At 63.0% G+C, this 16728-nt stretch carries 19 protein-coding genes; 9 read left to right on the plus strand and 10 right to left on the minus strand.

Annotated elements, in window-relative coordinates:
• Positions 1-7: 7 nt before the first annotated feature.
• The 5 genes from NKJ15_RS03485 to NKJ15_RS03505 form a co-directional block, all read right to left on the minus strand.
• Positions 8-1540: a sugar ABC transporter ATP-binding protein gene (locus tag NKJ15_RS03485; RefSeq protein WP_352814053.1), complete on the minus strand. Its 1533-nt coding sequence runs from the start codon at positions 1538-1540 to the stop codon at positions 8-10.
• The gene (locus NKJ15_RS03490; protein ID WP_352682380.1) at positions 1530-2513 is read right to left on the minus strand and encodes an ABC transporter permease; all 984 of its coding nucleotides are present in this window, start codon (positions 2511-2513) and stop codon (positions 1530-1532) included. Before NKJ15_RS03490 ends, NKJ15_RS03485 begins: the two co-directional genes overlap by 11 nt.
• A gap of 141 nt (positions 2514-2654) precedes the next feature.
• Positions 2655-3686: a sugar ABC transporter substrate-binding protein gene (locus NKJ15_RS03495; protein ID WP_352473034.1), complete on the minus strand. Its 1032-nt coding sequence runs from the start codon at positions 3684-3686 to the stop codon at positions 2655-2657.
• Positions 3687-3709: 23 nt separating this feature from the next.
• Complete coding sequence (locus NKJ15_RS03500) at positions 3710-4561, minus strand: IclR family transcriptional regulator (RefSeq protein WP_352615125.1); 852 nt, start codon at positions 4559-4561, stop codon at positions 3710-3712.
• Positions 4561-5703 (minus strand): extracellular solute-binding protein, encoded by a 1143-nt coding sequence (locus NKJ15_RS03505; protein WP_352814054.1) that lies wholly within the window; start codon positions 5701-5703, stop codon positions 4561-4563. The genes NKJ15_RS03500 and NKJ15_RS03505 overlap by 1 nt, the downstream gene beginning before the upstream one ends.
• A 610-nt stretch (positions 5704-6313) precedes the next feature.
• On the opposite strand from NKJ15_RS03505, the gene cyoA reads away from it, so the two are divergent.
• From cyoA to cyoD, 4 genes are read left to right on the plus strand one after another with little or no spacing between them, the layout of a single operon-like run.
• Positions 6314-7237 carry a ubiquinol oxidase subunit II gene (cyoA, locus tag NKJ15_RS03510; RefSeq protein ID WP_352814055.1) on the plus strand — a complete coding sequence of 308 codons (924 nt, stop codon included), beginning with the start codon at positions 6314-6316 and terminating at the stop codon, positions 7235-7237.
• 2 nt (positions 7238-7239) lie between these two features.
• Positions 7240-9246 carry a cytochrome o ubiquinol oxidase subunit I gene (cyoB, locus tag NKJ15_RS03515; RefSeq protein WP_352814056.1) on the plus strand — a complete coding sequence of 669 codons (2007 nt, stop codon included), beginning with the start codon at positions 7240-7242 and terminating at the stop codon, positions 9244-9246.
• On the plus strand, positions 9243-9893 hold the full coding sequence (cyoC, locus tag NKJ15_RS03520; protein WP_352615133.1) for a cytochrome o ubiquinol oxidase subunit III: 651 nt from the start codon (positions 9243-9245) through the stop codon (positions 9891-9893). The genes cyoB and cyoC overlap by 4 nt, the downstream gene beginning before the upstream one ends.
• Positions 9890-10318 carry a cytochrome o ubiquinol oxidase subunit IV gene (cyoD, locus tag NKJ15_RS03525; RefSeq protein WP_352473039.1) on the plus strand — a complete coding sequence of 143 codons (429 nt, stop codon included), beginning with the start codon at positions 9890-9892 and terminating at the stop codon, positions 10316-10318. Before cyoC ends, cyoD begins: the two co-directional genes overlap by 4 nt.
• A 78-nt stretch (positions 10319-10396) precedes the next feature.
• Here cyoD and NKJ15_RS03530 read toward each other — a convergent pair whose 3' ends face one another.
• Entirely contained in the window at positions 10397-10594 is a 198-nt protein-coding gene (locus NKJ15_RS03530) for a hypothetical protein (protein WP_352615135.1), read from the minus strand.
• Between the two features lie 46 nt (positions 10595-10640).
• The gene (locus NKJ15_RS03535) at positions 10641-11108 is read right to left on the minus strand and encodes a YbhB/YbcL family Raf kinase inhibitor-like protein (protein WP_352814057.1); all 468 of its coding nucleotides are present in this window, start codon (positions 11106-11108) and stop codon (positions 10641-10643) included.
• Positions 11109-11277: 169 nt separating this feature from the next.
• Here NKJ15_RS03535 and NKJ15_RS03540 point away from each other — a divergent pair, with 169 nt between their 5' ends.
• The 3 genes from NKJ15_RS03540 to NKJ15_RS03550 all read left to right on the plus strand — a co-directional run bounded on the left by NKJ15_RS03540 (position 11278) and on the right by NKJ15_RS03550 (position 13400).
• Positions 11278-12696 carry a DUF3182 family protein gene (locus tag NKJ15_RS03540; RefSeq protein ID WP_352814059.1) on the plus strand — a complete coding sequence of 473 codons (1419 nt, stop codon included), beginning with the start codon at positions 11278-11280 and terminating at the stop codon, positions 12694-12696.
• A 99-nt stretch (positions 12697-12795) separates the two neighbouring features.
• On the plus strand, positions 12796-13167 hold the full coding sequence (locus NKJ15_RS03545; protein WP_352615141.1) for a SpoIIAA family protein: 372 nt from the start codon (positions 12796-12798) through the stop codon (positions 13165-13167).
• Positions 13168-13184: 17 nt separating this feature from the next.
• The gene (locus tag NKJ15_RS03550) at positions 13185-13400 is read left to right on the plus strand and encodes a hypothetical protein (RefSeq protein WP_352769313.1); all 216 of its coding nucleotides are present in this window, start codon (positions 13185-13187) and stop codon (positions 13398-13400) included.
• A gap of 39 nt (positions 13401-13439) precedes the next feature.
• On the opposite strand, the gene NKJ15_RS03555 is transcribed toward NKJ15_RS03550, so the two are convergent.
• Positions 13440-13763: a hypothetical protein gene (locus tag NKJ15_RS03555; RefSeq protein ID WP_352539878.1), complete on the minus strand. Its 324-nt coding sequence runs from the start codon at positions 13761-13763 to the stop codon at positions 13440-13442.
• 199 nt (positions 13764-13962) lie between these two features.
• On the minus strand, positions 13963-14400 hold the full coding sequence (locus NKJ15_RS03560) for an Lrp/AsnC family transcriptional regulator (RefSeq protein WP_352449541.1): 438 nt from the start codon (positions 14398-14400) through the stop codon (positions 13963-13965).
• 128 nt (positions 14401-14528) lie between these two features.
• On the opposite strand from NKJ15_RS03560, the gene rocF reads away from it, so the two are divergent.
• Positions 14529-15449, plus strand: a complete 921-nt coding sequence (gene rocF / locus NKJ15_RS03565) for an arginase (protein ID WP_352473047.1) — start codon at positions 14529-14531, stop codon at positions 15447-15449.
• 3 nt (positions 15450-15452) lie between these two features.
• A complete protein-coding gene (gene ocd, locus NKJ15_RS03570; RefSeq protein ID WP_352473048.1) occupies positions 15453-16520 on the plus strand; it encodes an ornithine cyclodeaminase in 1068 nt (355 codons plus the stop codon).
• Positions 16521-16536: 16 nt separating this feature from the next.
• Here the strand turns inward: ocd and NKJ15_RS03575 are convergent, their stop codons facing one another.
• On the minus strand, positions 16537-16677 hold the full coding sequence (locus NKJ15_RS03575) for a hypothetical protein (RefSeq protein WP_352814061.1): 141 nt from the start codon (positions 16675-16677) through the stop codon (positions 16537-16539).
• Positions 16678-16728 lie beyond the last annotated feature (51 nt).

A 16728-nucleotide genomic window follows, 5' to 3' on the forward strand; every position in this document is an offset into this window, starting at 1 on the left:
CATCGTCTTAGCCGATTGCCGCATTGAGGATGTTCTCCTGCGTGGCCTCGTCGCGAGGCATGATCGCGGTGAGGCGGCCTTCGCACATCACCGCGATGCGGTCGGCAAGCCCCAGCAGCTCGGGCATTTCGGACGTCATCATGACGACCGCCAGGCCTTCGCCGGCGAGCCGGTCGATGAGCGCAAAAATCTCCGACTTGGCGCCGACGTCGATGCCGCGGGTCGGTTCGTCGACGACGATCACCTTGAGACCGCGCATCAGCCAGCGCGAGATCAGCACTTTCTGCTGATTGCCGCCGGACAGATTCTTGACCTGCTGGAACAGGCTGGGCGTCCGGATGCGGAAGCGGTCGACATAGTCCTGCACCGCCTTGCGTTCCCTGGCCTTGTCGATGAAGCCCATTCTGGCGAAGGCACTGAGCGAGGCGAGGCTGGCATTCTGGTAGACCGGCAACTCGCCCATCAGCCCCTCGCTCTTGCGGTCCTCGGTAAGCAGGCCGATGCCGAGCCGGACGCCGGTGTGCGTTTCGTGCGGCAGCAGCCGGCTGCCATCGACCGAAATGGCGCCGGACGTGATCGGGTCGTAGCCGACGATGGCCTTGGCGAGCTCGGTCCGGCCGGCGCCCATCAGGCCGAAGAAGCCGAGGACTTCGCCGGCATGCGCCTCGAACGACACATCCTTCAGCTTCTTGGCGGTGCTGAGCCCTTCAACGGAAAGCGCGACCTTGCTGCCCGGCGCGCCGCGCTTGCGCGGGAACAGGTTTTCGATGCGCCGGCCGATCATGTCCTGGATCAGCGTGTCGTTGGTATGTTGGCCGATCGGCCTGGTCGAGACGTGGCGGCCGTCGCGCAGCACGGTCACGGTGTCGGCGATCTCGAAGACCTCGTCGAGCTTGTGGCTGACATAGAGCACCGCGATGCCCAGCGCGGCCAGCCGGCGGATGACGGTGAACAGCAGCGAGACCTCGTTAGGCGTCAGCGAGGAGGTCGGCTCGTCCATCACCACGACGCGGGCCTCATGGGCGAGTGCGCGGGCGATCTCGACCATCTGCTGCTGGCTGACCGGCAGCGATCCCGTGCGCGCCGCCGGGTCGACGTTGAAGCCGATACGCTTGAACAGAGCGGCCGCATCGGCACGGATCTTCTTCCAGTCGATCGAGCCGCCTTTGCCGGTCGGATAGCCTTCGAGGAAGATGTTTTCGGCGACGCTGAATTCGGCGATCAGCGCGATCTCCTGGAACACCACCTTGATGCCCTCTTTCAGGCTATCGCGCGGCGACTTGATGTCGGCCTCGCGGCCGCGCAGGCGGATGGTGCCGGCATCCTTGCCGTAGACCCCGGCCATGATCTTGATCAGCGTCGACTTGCCGGCGCCGTTCTCGCCCATCAGGGCATGGATTTTGCCGGGTTCCAAGGTCAGATCGACATTGTCCAGCGCCACCACGCCGGGAAAACGCTTGCCGATGCCGCGCATCTCCAGCGCCGGCACGCTTTTGTCGACAGCCACGGTTTCGCCGGGGTGAAGGAAATCAACCGACATTGGCTCTGTTCCGCACGATGTCGAGATAGGTCGCCAGGATGATGACGATGCCGGGCACCACCATCTGCAGGTCCTGGTTCCAGCCGAGGATGATGATGCCGTTATCGATGACCTTCAGCACCAGCACGCCCAGCAACGTGCCAAGCAGCGAGCCGCGGCCGCCAAGCAGGCTGGTGCCGCCGAGGATGACGGCGGCAATCACCGTCAGCTCGAAGCCGCGGCCAGCGGTCGGCTGGCCGGCATTCATCAGCGACGACAGGATCATGCCGGCGACGCCGACGCACAGGCCGGTGACGACGAAGGCGAACAGTTTCAGCCGTTGCGAGCGCACGCCGGAGAGACGAACCGCGCGCTCGTTGGCGCCGACAGCGTAGAGATAACGGCCGAGCGTGGTGAAGCGCAGCGTTGCCGCGGCCAGCGCGAAAATCACCGCGGCAACGACCACGGGCAGCGGGATCGCGCCGATATAGCCAGCGCCGAGATCGGTGAAGCCGGCAAGCCGGTGGTGGTTCTGCACCGCCTCGCGGGTGAACAGGTAAACGCCGCCCTGCAGCATCATCATGGTGCCGATGGTGGCGATCAGCGAGTTCACCTTGAGGCTGGTGACGACGAGGCCGTTGAAAAGGCCGACCGCGCCTGAAAAGGCGAGCGCCGCCAGCAACCCGAGCGTCAGACTGTGCGTTGAATTGAGCACGGCCATGCCGATGCAGCCGACAAAAGCCAGCGATGCACCGACCGACAGGTCGACTTCCGCAGTGATGATCAGCATCGTCATGCCGGAGGCAACGATCAGCACCAGCGCGCATTGGCGCAGGATGGCGATGATGTTGGCCTCGGAATAGAATTGCGGCGCGGCAATCGAAATGGCGATGCAGAGCACGGCCAGGATCACGCCGAGCACCAGCTGGCTGCTGCCCAGCAGCTGGCCGCCGATGAAACGCCTTGGCGCAGAGGATTGCGTAAGCTCGCTCATGTCCATTTTATTTCCGGGCCCGTATCGGTGCCGTCGCCGTCTGGAAACTGCCGGCCAAAACAGGACGGTTGCCCTGTTTTGCCGTTCGGCATATCCGATCCGCCGCCCTTCCCGCCGTGCGGGAAGGGCTACCCGGAATCCTTACTTCTTCAGATCGGCGGAAGTTTTCATGCATTTTTCCGGTGGCTGAAGCGCATTGACGGCATCCCATTTGATTTTGCGTGTGGTGCCATCGTAGTCGTAGAACTTCTTCCAGTCGTCGCCGTTCATCGGCGCGGTCGGGCTGACGATGTGTTCCGGCACCTCTTCGCCATTGAAGAGCTTAACCGCTGCATCGATGGCGGTGTAGCCTTCCTTTTCCGGGAACATCGCGGCCTCGATGCGGTAGGACGGCTCGTTCTGCATCGCATTGATGAAGGCGAGGCCTTCGCCGCCGGTGCCGACAGTCAAGAGGCCGTCCTGCGACTTGCCGGCCGCTTTCCAGGCCTGAAGGCCGCCGAGCGAGGAGGAATCGTTGATGCCGTAGATGATGTTGATGTCGGCGTTCTTGGCAAGAGCCGCCGAAGAGACTTCGAGCGCGCGATCGGGATTGCCGCCGCCGTCGAGGTCGTGGACCATGACCGCGTCGGGGATGATGGTCTTGAGGCCATCCATGAAACCCTGCGACCGCAGCACGGTGGCGGACAGCAGCGGCAGGCCGACATTCATCACCTTGGCTTTGGCTTCGAGCTTTTCCTTGGCGTATTTGCCGGCTTCGACGCCGGCGGTGTAGCCGGTGTCGTAGTCGCAGATCGCGACCATTGTGGTCATGCCCTTGACCGGATTGCCTTCGAGCACGACCGGAACGTTGTTGGATTTCGCCTGGCGCAGCAGCGGCACGACGCCTTCCTCGTTGACGGGCGTGATGATCAGGACGTCGACGCCCTTGGCCATGAAATCTTCGGCGGCGGAGACCTCCTTGGCAACGTCCAGATTGGCGTCCTGCACCTCGAGCTCGATACCGAGTTCCTTGGCGCGTGACTGCATGCCCTTGATGACGTTCTGATACCACTCATGCGTGGCGTAGTTGGTGACGTAGCCGATGCGCTTCGGCATGTTTTCGGCGTGTGCCGCGGCGGCGCTCAGAGCAAGCACCGCCGCCGAGGCAAACAGCATCGATTTGGACCAGTTCATGTTTCTTCTCCCTGTATTTCTTGTCAGTTGCTGAACGGATAGTCCCGCCGTTCCGGGTCGGCACGTGAAGAGGCGGCAGCTTCGCCCGCGCCCAGCGCCGACGATATCGCCTCGGCCGCCGCCTTCGTCCGCTCAAAGACGGTGCTGCGATCGAAGCGGGCGGCCTTTTGCGGCAGGAAGGGGACGGTGAGCGCGGCAATGACGGCGCCGGTATGGTCGCGCACCGGCATCGAAATGTTGGTGCAGCCCTCGACAGCCAGCGAGGCGCGCATTTCATAGCCGAGCCTTGCGACTTCGTTCAGCCGCGCTTCGATTTCCGCCCGGCTGCCTTGGCCTTCGCCTGCAGCGACGATCCGTTCGACGATGCGGTCGCGCTCGGCGCGGCTCGAATGCGCCAGCAGCACCGCGCCGGAGCTCGTTTCGAGGATCGGGAAATGCGAGCCAAGGGCAACCGAATAACGCATCGGCAAAGGCGAATCGATCTGCAGCACGACCAGTGCGCTCTCGCCTTCGCGCACGACCAGATGGCAGCTCTGGTCGGCATTGGCGGCGAGGCCGCGCATCACCGGCAGCGCGCATTCGACCAGGCGGTTCACCGGGGGATGCATATGCGCCAGTTCGAACAGCTTCAGCGACAGGCGGAAGCGGTCCGATTGCGTCCGGAAAATGTAGCCGCGCTTCTCCAGCAGCAGCAGGATGCGGTATATCTCGTGAATGGAGCGCCCCATTCCGGTGGCGATCTCGGTCTGGGTCAGCGGCTCGCCGCTGGCAGCCATGAATTCCAGTATGTCGAGCGCCTTCTCCACAGCGGGCACCCGATAGCCGTTGCGGCCGCTTTCGCCTTCGTCGACGATCTGGGCAATATCGGCGGCCATTACGCGACGCTCCGTTGCGGCTGGCCATGCCTGGTCTCGCGATAGAGCCGGTTCAGCCGATCCGCGAGCTCGGCCGCCTGCAATTCGCCGGCGATCGCCGCCACGGCATGAGGGGCGCATTGGCGGAAGAAGCTGATGAAGCCCGGATGGGTCGGGCGCAGATAAGAGGCTTCGATCGTCGCCAGCGTCGAGGCGAAGAAGCCGCCCGAGAGCGCGTTGACCTCGGTATCCTGCCACGCCGCCAGCGACCCCGGCTGTCCGCCGGATTTCACATAGTCGCCGCGCTGATAGCCGGGCGAGCACAGAAATAGCGCGTAATCGATGGCTGCCTGCTTGTGTTTCGATTGGGCGCTGACGCCGATGCCGGCGCCGCCGAGCAAGGCGCCGGCGGATCGCGGCGTCGGCACGTCGGCGAAGCGCAGATACGGCCTGTCGGCCCTGGAGGCATAATTCACATAGCCGAAGGCGAACGGCACGTAGACCACGTCGTCATGCGCGATCATGTGATCGTAGCAACGGATCGGGTTCCATTTCGGCGAGTTCGGATGCGACAGCGCCGCAAGCTGGCGCAATTGCCCGACGGCCCGCTCGATTTTTTCCCCGGCGATGAACTCGTCGCCGTCTTCCCGGGGCTCACCGAGCGTCAAAAGCAGGCACATGGCGTCAGTCGGCACCAACGGCAGCCCAAGCCATTTGCCGTCCTTCAAGGCGCGCCGGCCGAGCTCCAGCACCTCGTCATGGCTGCGCGGCAGCGGTCCGTAGCGCTCCAGGAGATCGGGGCGATACGAGGCAACCTGACAGGCAGCATCGATCGGCAACGCCCATTGAAGCCCGTCCCTTGCGTAGGATTGCCAGGATGCGCCGACCGAATCCCGTTCGAAGCCGTGGCGCTGCTCGGCCGACAAATCGAACGGCACCATCAGCCCGCCTTCGGCAATATCGCCGATGAACGGATGGTCGAACACGACAAGGTCATAGGCGCCGAGCACAGGACCAAGCGCGCCCTCGCCGAACTCATAGAGGCTGCGGCGGTCCCATTCGATCTCAAGACCGGGATTGGCGGCACAATACGGCCCGATGCTGGCGTCGAGCGGACCCCAGCAGCGTCGGTGATCCCACGCGAGGCCGCGCAGCCTTGTCATGCCGAAATTCCTCCCAGAGGCGGCCGTGCGCCCGCCCAGCCGATTAGTAGCAACTATTTTTACCTAGACAAGTAGTTTTTACATACGCAAAGGCAGTCCTCGCTTCCGTTTGGCGAGAAAGCCGCCCAACCATCCTTGGTGCGCATCGCGTTGCCGCCGGCCTGCAACCAAAGGCTGCGATGGATCTGGCTTTTTGGGAACTTTCGCGACGAACATTCGTTTGGTTGGCGCAGCCATCTGGAGCAGCAGCACTGGAATCAGCAGCCACGTCGCAGGGAGCGGACTAAATGGACCAACCTTGGGCGGGGCCATGAACCGGTTTACCGCCTTGGCATTCGCCACGTTTCTGGCGATAACTTCGATCTGGGCACTGTTTCTGATTTCTTAGGATTTGGCTCTGGTTGCTTGGGATTTGCCGCTGGTTTTTAGGATTTGGAGGATTCTCGACAGGTTGACCGCTTAACGATGACGTCCGCCGCGTGTGGTTCTGCCAGCCGGAGCCCCGTGCGTGAAGAAACTGTCGCCAGGAGCACACCGGCGCGAACATTCGGGGGTTGGCAGCCACGCTGCCTGCAACGTTCCATCGGTTTTCAGGAAACGGCGAGATGTCATGTTGCTGAGGGCGATCGTTCGAAATTGTGCCGCCATCCGTGTTGGCCGCGTCGGCGCGACGATGCTTGTTGCCGCGCTGCTTGCCGGCTGCCAGGGCGGCGTGCTCGATCCGCAAGGGCCGGTGGGGGCGGCGCAGCGGACGATCCTGCTCAATTCGGTCGCTATCATGCTGGCCATCGTCATCCCGACGATCGTGGCGACGCTCGGCTTTGCCTGGTGGTTCCGGGAAACCAACACAAGAGCGCGGTACCTGCCGGAATGGGCCTATTCCGGACGCATCGAACTGGTAGTCTGGTCGATCCCCATCCTCGTCATCCTGTTTCTGAGCGGCATCATCTCGATCGGATCGCATGACCTCGACCCAATGAAGCCGTTGGATTCCCAGCAAAGGCCGTTTGAGGTGCAGGTCGTCTCGCTCGACTGGAAATGGCTGTTCATCTACCCCGAGCAGAATGTCGCGAGCATCAACCAGCTTGTGGTGCCGGCGGGCAGGCCGGTGCATTTCTCGCTTACCTCGGCAAGCGTCATGAATGCGTTCTTCGTGCCTCAGCTCGGCGGCATGATCTACACGATGAACGGCATGACGACGCAGCTTCACCTGCAGGCGGATCAGCCGGGCGAATTCTATGGGCGGTCGGCCCATTTCAGCGGTGACGGTTTTCCAGGCATGCAATTCGTGCTGCATGCCGTCGCGGCCGATGCCTTCGAGGCGTTCGTCAATTCGGCGCGAAGCCAGGGACAGGCACTCGACAAGGCCAGCTACCAGGAACTGGCCAGACAGAGCATCGACGTGCCGCCTTCGACCTATCGCTCGGTCGAGCCGGACCTTTTCCACGAAATCGCGACGCAGGGCGTTCCACCCGCGCCCGGCCCCCAGGCCGGTCGCCCCGGGCCGAGCGTATCGCCCAAGGCAGGAGGCTGACAATGCTCGGAAAATTGAGCTGGGACGTCATTCCGTTCGATCAGCCTCTGCCGATGATCGCCTCGGCGGTCGTCGCCCTGGCAATCCTCGGCGTGCTGGCCTGGGTCTTCCTGGCCGGCCATTTCCCCTATCTCTGGCGCGAATGGATCACCAGCGTCGATCACAAGCGGATTGGCGTCATGTACACGCTGCTGGCGCTGCTGATGCTGCTGCGCGGCTTCAGCGACGCCGTCATGATGCGGTCGCAGCAGGCCCTCGCCTTCCAGGCGCCCGGCTATCTGCCGCCCGACCACTTCAACCAGGTCTTTTCCGCCCACGGCACCATCATGATCTTTTTCGGGGCGATGCCGTTCGTCATCGGCCTGATGAACCTGGTCGTGCCGCTGCAGCTCGGCGTCCGAGACGTTGCCTTTCCGACGCTCAACTCGGTGAGTTTCTGGCTCACCGCCACCGGTGCGCTGCTGGTCAACATCTCGCTGGTGATCGGTGAATTCGCGCGTACCGGATGGCTGCCCTATCCGCCGCTCAGCGAGACCGCCTATTCGCCGGGCGTTGGCGTCGACTATTATCTGTGGGCCGTGCAGATAGCGGGCGTCGGAACGCTGCTCACCGGGATCAATTTCGTCACCACGATCCTGAAGATGCGGTCGCCCGGCATGAGTTACCTCAGGATGTCGATGTTCTGCTGGACCTCACTCGCCGCCAGCCTGCTCATCGTCGCCGCCTTCCCGATCCTCACCGCCACGCTCGCGATGCTGACGCTCGACCGCTATTTCGGCTTTCATTTCTTCACCAATGAAGCTGGCGGCAACATGCTGATGTTCGTGAACCTGATCTGGGCCTGGGGCCATCCCGAGGTCTACATCCTCGTCCTGCCGGCGTTCGGCATCTTCTCGGAGGTCATCTCCACCTTCTCCAGCAAGCCGCTGTTCGGCTACCGCTCGATGGTGGCCGCGACGCTCTTCATCTGCATCGTCTCCTTCATGGTGTGGCTGCACCACTTCTTCACGATGGGCGCCGGCGCCGACGTCAACGCCGCGTTCGGCGTCGCCACCAGCATCATCGCTGTCGGTACCGGCGTGAAGATCTACAACTGGATGTTCACCATGTATGGCGGCCGCATTCGCTTCGCGACGCCAATGCTGTGGTCGCTGGGCTTTATGGTGACATTCGTCATCGGCGGCATGACGGGTGTGTTGCTGGCGGTGCCACCGGCCGATTTCCTGCTCCACAACAGCCTGTTCCTGGTGGCGCATTTCCACAACGTCATCATCGGCGGCGTGCTGTTCGGCGCCTTCGCGGGATATACCTACTGGTTTCCCAAGGCATTCGGCTTCCGGCTGCACGAGGGCTGGGGCAAGCTGGCCTTCTGGCTGACGCTGATTGGGTTCTACGCCACCTTCGTACCGCTCTACGCTGTCGGCCTGCTCGGCATGACCCGCCGCATGCAGCATTTCGACGTGCCGGCATGGCATCCGTGGGTGCTGGTTGCCGGCGTCGGCATGTTGATCACCACCGCCGGCGTGGTCGCGCAGATCGTACAGCTCGTCGTCAGCATCCGGCAGCGCGCGGCGCTTCGCGACGCCACCGGAGATCCCTGGGACGGCCGCTCGCTGGAATGGGCCACGCCCTCGCCGCCGCCGGTCTTCAACTTCGCCGCGCTTCCGCATGTCGAGGGCGAAGAGCCCTACTGGAGCATCAAGCAGCGGGCACGCGAGCAAAACCGGCTGCGCGACGAGCCTGACTACGAGCCGATCGAGATGCCGCGCAACAGTCCCACCGGGTTCATCTGCGCCTTCTTTGCGACCGTGATGGGTTTTGCCCTCATCTGGCACATCTGGTGGATGGTGGCGCTCGGTGCGCTCGGTGCTTTGGCCACCTTCGTCGTATTCGCGTGGCGCGACATCCCCGAATACGTCATTCCTGCCGCCGAAGTCGCCCGGATCGACCGCGCCAACCGAAGTGCGCGCCGCGAGGCGCTGGCCACTTACACGGGGCCAAGGCCATGACCGCGATCGACGTTCGAGAGCGTGACCCCTACCGCCTCCATGGCGGGCACGGCCATGCACCCGGCCACGGCGACGGCGGCCCGGCACCGATCCGGATCGTCGTGGGCTACGGCTTCTGGATCTTCCTTCTGAGCGACATCGTGATGTTCTCGGCCTTCTTCGCGGCCTATGCGGTGCTGGCGGGCAAGACGGCGGGCGGGCCGAGCGGGGCCGAGCTGTTCGACCTGCGCAACGTCGCGATCGAGACGGCCGCTTTGCTGTTGTCGAGCTTTACCTGCGGTCTCGCCAGCCTTGCCGTGACAGCGCGGCGAAGCTCCTGGTTCTATGTCGCGATGACTGTCACCTTCGTGCTCGGCGCCAGCTTCATCCTGCTCGAGTTGCGCGAGTTCGCGCATATGGTTGCCAGCGGTGCCGGACCGACGCGCAGCGCGTTCCTGTCGGCGTTCTTCACGCTGGTGGGATGCCATGGCCTTCACGTGACGGCGGGGCTGCTGTGGCTGCTCACGATGATGGCGCAGATCTTCGCCAAGGGATTCCGCGACGATATTCTTCGGCGTTTCATGTGCTTCAGCCTGTTCTGGCACGCCCTCGACATCATCTGGGTCGCCCTGTTCACGGTGGTCTATCTCCTGGGAGCAAGTCGATGAGCAATGCGGACGATCGCCACGCGCAACGGCGCGACACCGATGGCCTGGAGCGCTACGACATCGATACGGCGCCGGGTGACGAATACCTCGGCGACACCGAGGTTGGATCCGGGCTACGCGGCTATGTGATCGGCCTCGGGCTGGCAACGCTGCTGACCATCGCCTCGTTCTGGTTGCCCGGAACCAACCTGATATGGGCACCCGGCATTCCGGTGGCGCTGGTCGTGCTGGCGATCGCCCAGATGGGCGTGCATCTCGTCTTCTTCCTGCACATCACGACGGGACCGGACAACACCAACAACGCCCTGGCGCTTGCCTTCGGCGTGCTGATCGTAGTTCTGGTGATCGGCGGCTCGATCTGGATCATGGCCAATCTCGACCACAATTTGATGCCGATGAACGCGATCATGAACATGAACCGCTAGCGATGTGAGGCGCAGCGCAGTGCCTCCAGGCCGGCCTTGCCCGCCGCTTCAGACGCATTGCCGGATGACGGACCGGTATCAGCTGCGCTGGCTGGAGTTTTGATTTTTGCGATCCTGCGGCGATATCGCGCCTTTCGAGGCCTTTGAGCCGCCGCCCCACTCCTGGGCTTTCCGTGCCTGATCGCCTGCTTCCTTCGGTGCCTCGGCCTTGTCGCTGCCGCTGGCTTTCTTGCCGGATATGGGTTGGTCGACAGGGTTTGATTTGTTGTCCATCATGCTTCTCCGTTTGTGCCGAACCAGGCGACGGGGTGGCGTGGCGTCCTCAAGCCCGTTCGAACGTGCCGACGAGCTCGGCCTCTCCCACGACGTGCGGCTCGGCCTGTTTCAGCACGTCTTCGACGGCAGCCTTCTCGCCGAGATGAAGCGTCTCGGCGTCGAGTGCAAGAAGCCGGAAATGGTAATGGTGGAGCCCATGCCCAGGCGGCGGCTGGGGGCCGTCATAATGAGGATTGCCGAAATCGTTGACGCCGTGTCCGAGGCTCTCGGTCTTGGCGCCGGCGGTCGTGCCTTCGGGAAGAAAGTTGCGCTGTGCGTCGATGTTGTAGACCGCCCAATGACGGAACGTGCCTGAAGAGGCGTCGGGGTCCTCGACGGCCAGGACGAAGCTTTTGGTTCCTTGCGGGGCGTCCGTCCACTCCAATGGTGGCGAGACGTTGCCGCCGTCGCGGGAATAGCGCGGCGGTATTTTGTCGCCATCGGCAAAGGCAGAGCTTTTGAGCGTGAAAGCCATGGTCTCCATCTCCCTGTCTGACGTTCCCTCATAAACAGCTACGAGCCGCCGATGTTCCGGTCGCCGCCCCGGTCAAACCCAGGGCTATCGCAGATGGAAAGCCGAGGCTTTCGCTCTACGACGTACCCCCACCCCTAGCCCCTCCCCACAAGGGGGAGGGAGACTTTCGTTGGCGCTGACCTCGGCAAATTGCCTGCCTTTCGGCGCCAAAAGGGGAAGTAAGGGCGGGCGGCAGCGTTCCCTCCCCCTTGTGGGGAGGGTTAGGGTGGGGGTCCATCTTCGTAAGAATCCAAATGCGATTGCCCTGCAGTCAAACCGGATTGCCGGCCGTTGGCCGGAACATTCGCCGAGGAAGCGGGTTTTTCGGTTCGGACGCATCGCCGCGGAAACGGCAATGGGCTCGGCAATGGACGAAGGGCGCGACATGACCGGGCTAAGCGGTAAGCAACCAAGCGGGGCGAAAGGTGTTGTGGTCGCATTCTCCGCGCCGGGCGGCGAGACCATCTACGCCCACGAGCGGGAAACCGTCGCTGCCGTTGCGCGCACGATTGCGGCGTTGAAGGGATTTTCCTTCCGCGAGGGCCTGCGTGACGGCGGCGGTGACAGTCGCCGAGTGTATTTCGTGCCGGACGACAGCCTGCTTGCTGCCGATGCGGTCCAACTGGGCATCAACGGGCCCGACGACCTCTTCGGCGGCGTGGTGCCCTGGCGCCTCGCAACCACCAAGGCCATAACCCACGAGCTGGTGGACGGGTCGGCGGCACGGCCAAAAGAATGGCCAGCCGGCTTCGGCAGAGCCGTCGGCGCTGCCGTACTGCCCGGCTATACCGCATTTTCACGCGATGACGCGCTGCGCGCAGCGGAACGTCTGCTGCAGGTGGGGCTGGTCCGGTTCAAGCCACCGCGCGCATCGCGGGGCCGCGACCAGCACACCGCCGCGACCGTTGCCGACATCGAAAGGCTGCTGGAACGATATCCATCCTCCGACCTGAGGGAATACGGCCTTGTTCTCGAAACGGAGCTTCGCGACATCGTCACGCTGAGCATTGGCAGAACGGCGATCGACGGAACATCGGTCGCCTATTACGGCGTGCAGCGAATGACGGCCGACAATGCCGGACAGCCCGTTTACGGCGGATCCGATCTGGTCGTCGTGCGCGGCGGATGGGAGGCGCTGGACGGGCTGCGGCTTTCTCCGGCGCTAAGTTTGGCTGTGGCGCAGGCGAGGATCTACGACGCCGCGATGGATGGCTATCCCGGATTCTTTGCCTCACGGCGCAACTACGACATCGGCCAAGGTGTCGATTCCTCGGGCATCTGGCGATCGGGAGTGCTGGAAGCCAGCTGGCGGATCGGCGGCAGCAGCAGCGCCGAGCTTGCGGCGATGGACGCCATGAAGCGCGACCCCGACGTGCAGATCGTGCATGTCTCCGCCGTCAAGCAGTTTGGCAGCACTGCCCACCTGCCGCTGAACGCAGCGATCCATTTCCACGGGGAGGACCCCGAGGAGGGTCAAATCACGCGTTATACCGTCGTCACCCAGGCGATCCGAGCGCCGGTCGGGGAGGCCGGCCGATCGTCGTTCTAACCATGTCAGGTTGAAGCCAAGCACGCCTCCGGCAGGGAACATCCGCCAATGGCCCGAGTTTGTTTCGGGCAGGCAGCAAGTCAGAGACCGGAGGAAAAAATGATCGAGATGATTTCCGCTCCCCAGAATGTCGCCGCCTTTCGTGTCACCGGCACCGTGACGGCGGACGACTACGACAAAGTCATCCCGGCAATCGAAGCGAAACTGAGCGACCATAAGGACATCGGCGTCCTGACCGATCTTGCCGATTTCGAGGACATGACGGCTGGCGCCTTGCGGCGCGACCTGCAGTATGGGCTGAGCAAACTTGGCGAGGTCCACCGCTTCAAACGTGCCGCCGTGATTTCCAACAAGCAGTGGATCAAGGCAGCCACGGAAATGACGGACGCGCTGTTTCCGCAAATCGAGGCGCGGGTGTTCCCGGAGGACGAAAAAGCCCAGGCCCTGAAATGGGTGGCAGGCGTACAATAGCGGTGTTGGGGAGTGCCATGCCGTTCGACAAACGACAGAATCCGGAAGGCCTCTGGGAGGTCTATGACAGCGAGAGCGACGAAGCCGTCGTGGTCGGCGGGTTGCCGCTTTCCGGTCTCGACGAAAGCGAAGCCGATGAAGCGATTGAAAAGCTCAATCGGGGCGATCTGACGTCGGACAACATCCCCGAGACGGTTCGGTCAGGGTGGCCTCCGACCAAGGACGGTTTGTGATGACAGCCTGACGGACGTCACCGAGGACCGGTCGCGGATCTACGACGAGGCCTTGACCCCAAGCTTGCGGGCTTTGTCCTCAAATTCGTCGCGAATATCCTCGATCGTCGGCAGATGCAGGCGCCGCAGCTGGGCGTGCAACTTTTTGGCGGCATCTGAGCTCAGGTCGCGCTTGAAATTGGTCGCGACCTCCTCGGCCGAGCCGTAATGGCGATAGCGCTCGATCTCGGTCTTCGTGGCTTGCTGGACGTGCTCGAGCGTCTTGCGTTCGGCATCGGATTTTCCGTCTGGTTTGGCCCGCATGACCGGATTGAACGCTTTGCTGATAACGAATTCGACCAGTTCCTGCTGGGCGTGAGCCATGATTGTTCTCCCTCGAAGAAGGGCTGTCCGAGCCTAGAACGGTTCATCGGGGGAAACGTCGAACCGCTCTATCTCGTTGTTTTTGCGCAATTCCGGACGGAAAACCGTTTCACACTTTCCTGGAATTGCTCTAACCGCGGCGGCAATTGAAGGTTCCCTGGCTTGGGATTTCATTGCCGCTGGAGGTCAAGGGCGAAGATCACAGCCGCGCCTTGGTGGTGCGCGGCGTTGCCAGGAGCAGGCTTGTTTCGCTGCCGGTAATTCCGGGAATCAGCCGGATACGTCTCAGCACCGCATCGAACTCGCTCAGCGTCTGGGTTCCGAGTTCTATCACCAGGTCCCACCGGCCATTGGTGGTGTGGATGGTCGAGACCTCGGAGAAGCCGCCCAGCGCCCGGATGACGCGATCGGCGGCATGGCCCTCGATCTCGATCATCATGATGCCACGCACCCGCTGATCGACCGCGTCGGCGCGTAGAATGACGGTGTAGCCGACGATGACGCCGTCTCTTTCAAGTCGCTCGATCCGGGACCTTACCGTTGCCCGGGAGACACCCAGGCTAACGGCAAGGTCGGAAATGCTGCGCCGGGCGTCGTGCCGCAAAGAGGTGATGATCTGCTCATCGAGACGGTCCATGTTTGCTCACAACGGAAGTAGATCGTGCCACAATGGTAAGGCACTTCAACAAATTTGCCAATTTGACATGTTCATTTTGCCAGCGATGCCCGCTTCAATAAAGCCATCGTAATTCGGTGGGTATGACAATGCATTGCACGATCGTTGGGGCGCCGATCCAGGCCGGCTCAGGCCGCATGGGCTGCGAGATGGGGCCGAGCGCGCTTCGCACGGCCGGTCTGGCCGGCGCGCTGACCGAGCTTGGCCATACGCTGACCGACCTCGGAACGATTGTCCCTGCCGATATGCGCCCTGTCGTACACGGCAACGCGGCGGTGAAGGCGCTGCCGGAAATCGCCGCCTGGACGGCAGCGATCAGCGAAACTGCCTATGCCGCAAGCGCCGATGCGATGCCGATCTTTCTCGGCGGCGACCACAGCATTTCGGCCGGCACGCTCGCCGGCATAGCCCGCCGCGCGGCGAATGCCGGTCGGCCGCTCTTCGTGCTGTGGCTCGACGCCCACCCCGATTTTCATACGCTCGACACGACGACCAGCGGCAATCTGCATGGCGTGCCGCTGGCCTATGCCAGCGGGCAGCCCGGCTTCGAGGGCTATTTCCCCCGGCTTGCAGCACAGGTGGAGCCGGCTTGCATATGCGCGCTGGGGATCCGCAGCGTGGACCTGGCGGAACGGGATGCATTGCGCAGAGCCGGCGTGACGGTCCACGACATGCGTTCGATCGACGAGCACGGCATAGCGCAACTGCTTCGCGCCTTTCTCGAACGGGTGAGCGCCGCCAATGGCATGCTCCATGTCAGCCTCGACGTCGATTTTCTCGACCCGTCGATCGCCCCGGCGGTGGGCACCACCGTTCCCGGCGGCGCCACCTTCCGCGAGGCGCATCTGGCGATGGAAATGCTGCATGACAGCGGCCTCGTCACCAGTCTCGACCTGGTCGAGCTCAACCCATTTCTTGACGAGCGCGGCCGCACCGCCACGCTTTTGGTTGACCTGACCGCAAGCCTGATGGGCCGGCGGATCATGGACCGCCCGACGAGGGGGTTCTGAGCCATGACCGCCAATTTGAACATCGTCCCGTTCGTCAGCGTCGACCGCATGATGAAGCTGGTGCTTGCCATCGGCATCGAGCGCTTTCTGGTCGAGCTTGCCGCCTATATCGAAGAGGATTTCAGGCGCTGGGAGCTGTTCGACAAGACGCCGCGCGTCGCCTCGCACAGCATTGACGGCGTCATCGAGCTGATGCCGACCAGCGACGGGCAGCTTTACGGCTTCAAATACGTCAACGGGCATCCGAAGAACACGCGTGACGGCCGCCAGACCGTGACCGCTTTCGGCGTGCTTGCCGATGTCGGCAACGGCTATCCGATGCTGCTTTCGGAAATGACCATCCTGACGGCGCTCAGAACCGCCGCAAGCTCGGCCGTCGCGGCGAAATACCTCGCTCCAGAGGCCGCCAGTTGCATGGCGATCATCGGCAATGGCGCGCAATCGGAATTCCAGGCCATTGCCTTCAAGGCGCTGCTTGGCGTCGACAGGCTGCGTCTCTACGATATCGACCCGGCGGCCTCGACCAAATGCATGAAGAACCTTGCCGGCCTGGGCTTCGACATCAAGCTCTGCGCGTCGGCGCAGGAGGCCGTTGAGGGTGCAGAGATCATCACCACGGTTACCGCCGACAAGCGGTCGGCAACAATCCTGACCGACAACATGGTGGGATCCGGCGTGCACATCAATGCAGTAGGCGGCGATTGCCCGGGCAAGACCGAGCTGCATCGCGACATTCTGCTGCGCTCGGATATTTTCGTCGAATACCCGCCGCAGACGCGCATCGAAGGCGAGAGCCAGCAGCTCGATGCGGATCATCCGGTCACCGAATTGTGGCAGGTGATGACAGGAAAGGCAGCAGGCCGGACGGACGCCCGACAGATCACATTGTTTGATTCCGTCGGCTTTGCGATCGAGGATTTTTCCGCGTTGCGTTACGTTCGCGATCAGCTTCAGCGGACCGGCCTTTACGAGGAACTAGACCTTCTGGCCGATCCCGATGAGCCGCGTGACCTGTTTGGCATGCTGCTGCGCGCCGAAAAAGCGACCGGGCTGGCGGCCGCCGGCAGCTGAGCTGCGATCCTGTCGGTCAGTCCTTCTTTTCCTGATACAGGCGCTCGGTGGCGCGCTCGCTTTCCCTGCGCTCCGCCGGGCCGCGACGGCGCTGCGTGAGCAGGGCGTAGGCGATCAGGATTGCCAGCAGCAGTGGACCGCCTGCAACAACGAGCAATCACAAACTATTCCCAGACATCGACCGTCTCCTTTCCCTCACAACCGGGAA

Source organism: Mesorhizobium sp. M0207, assembly GCF_040321995.1.
Taxonomy (GTDB): Bacteria; Pseudomonadota; Alphaproteobacteria; order Rhizobiales; family Rhizobiaceae; genus Mesorhizobium.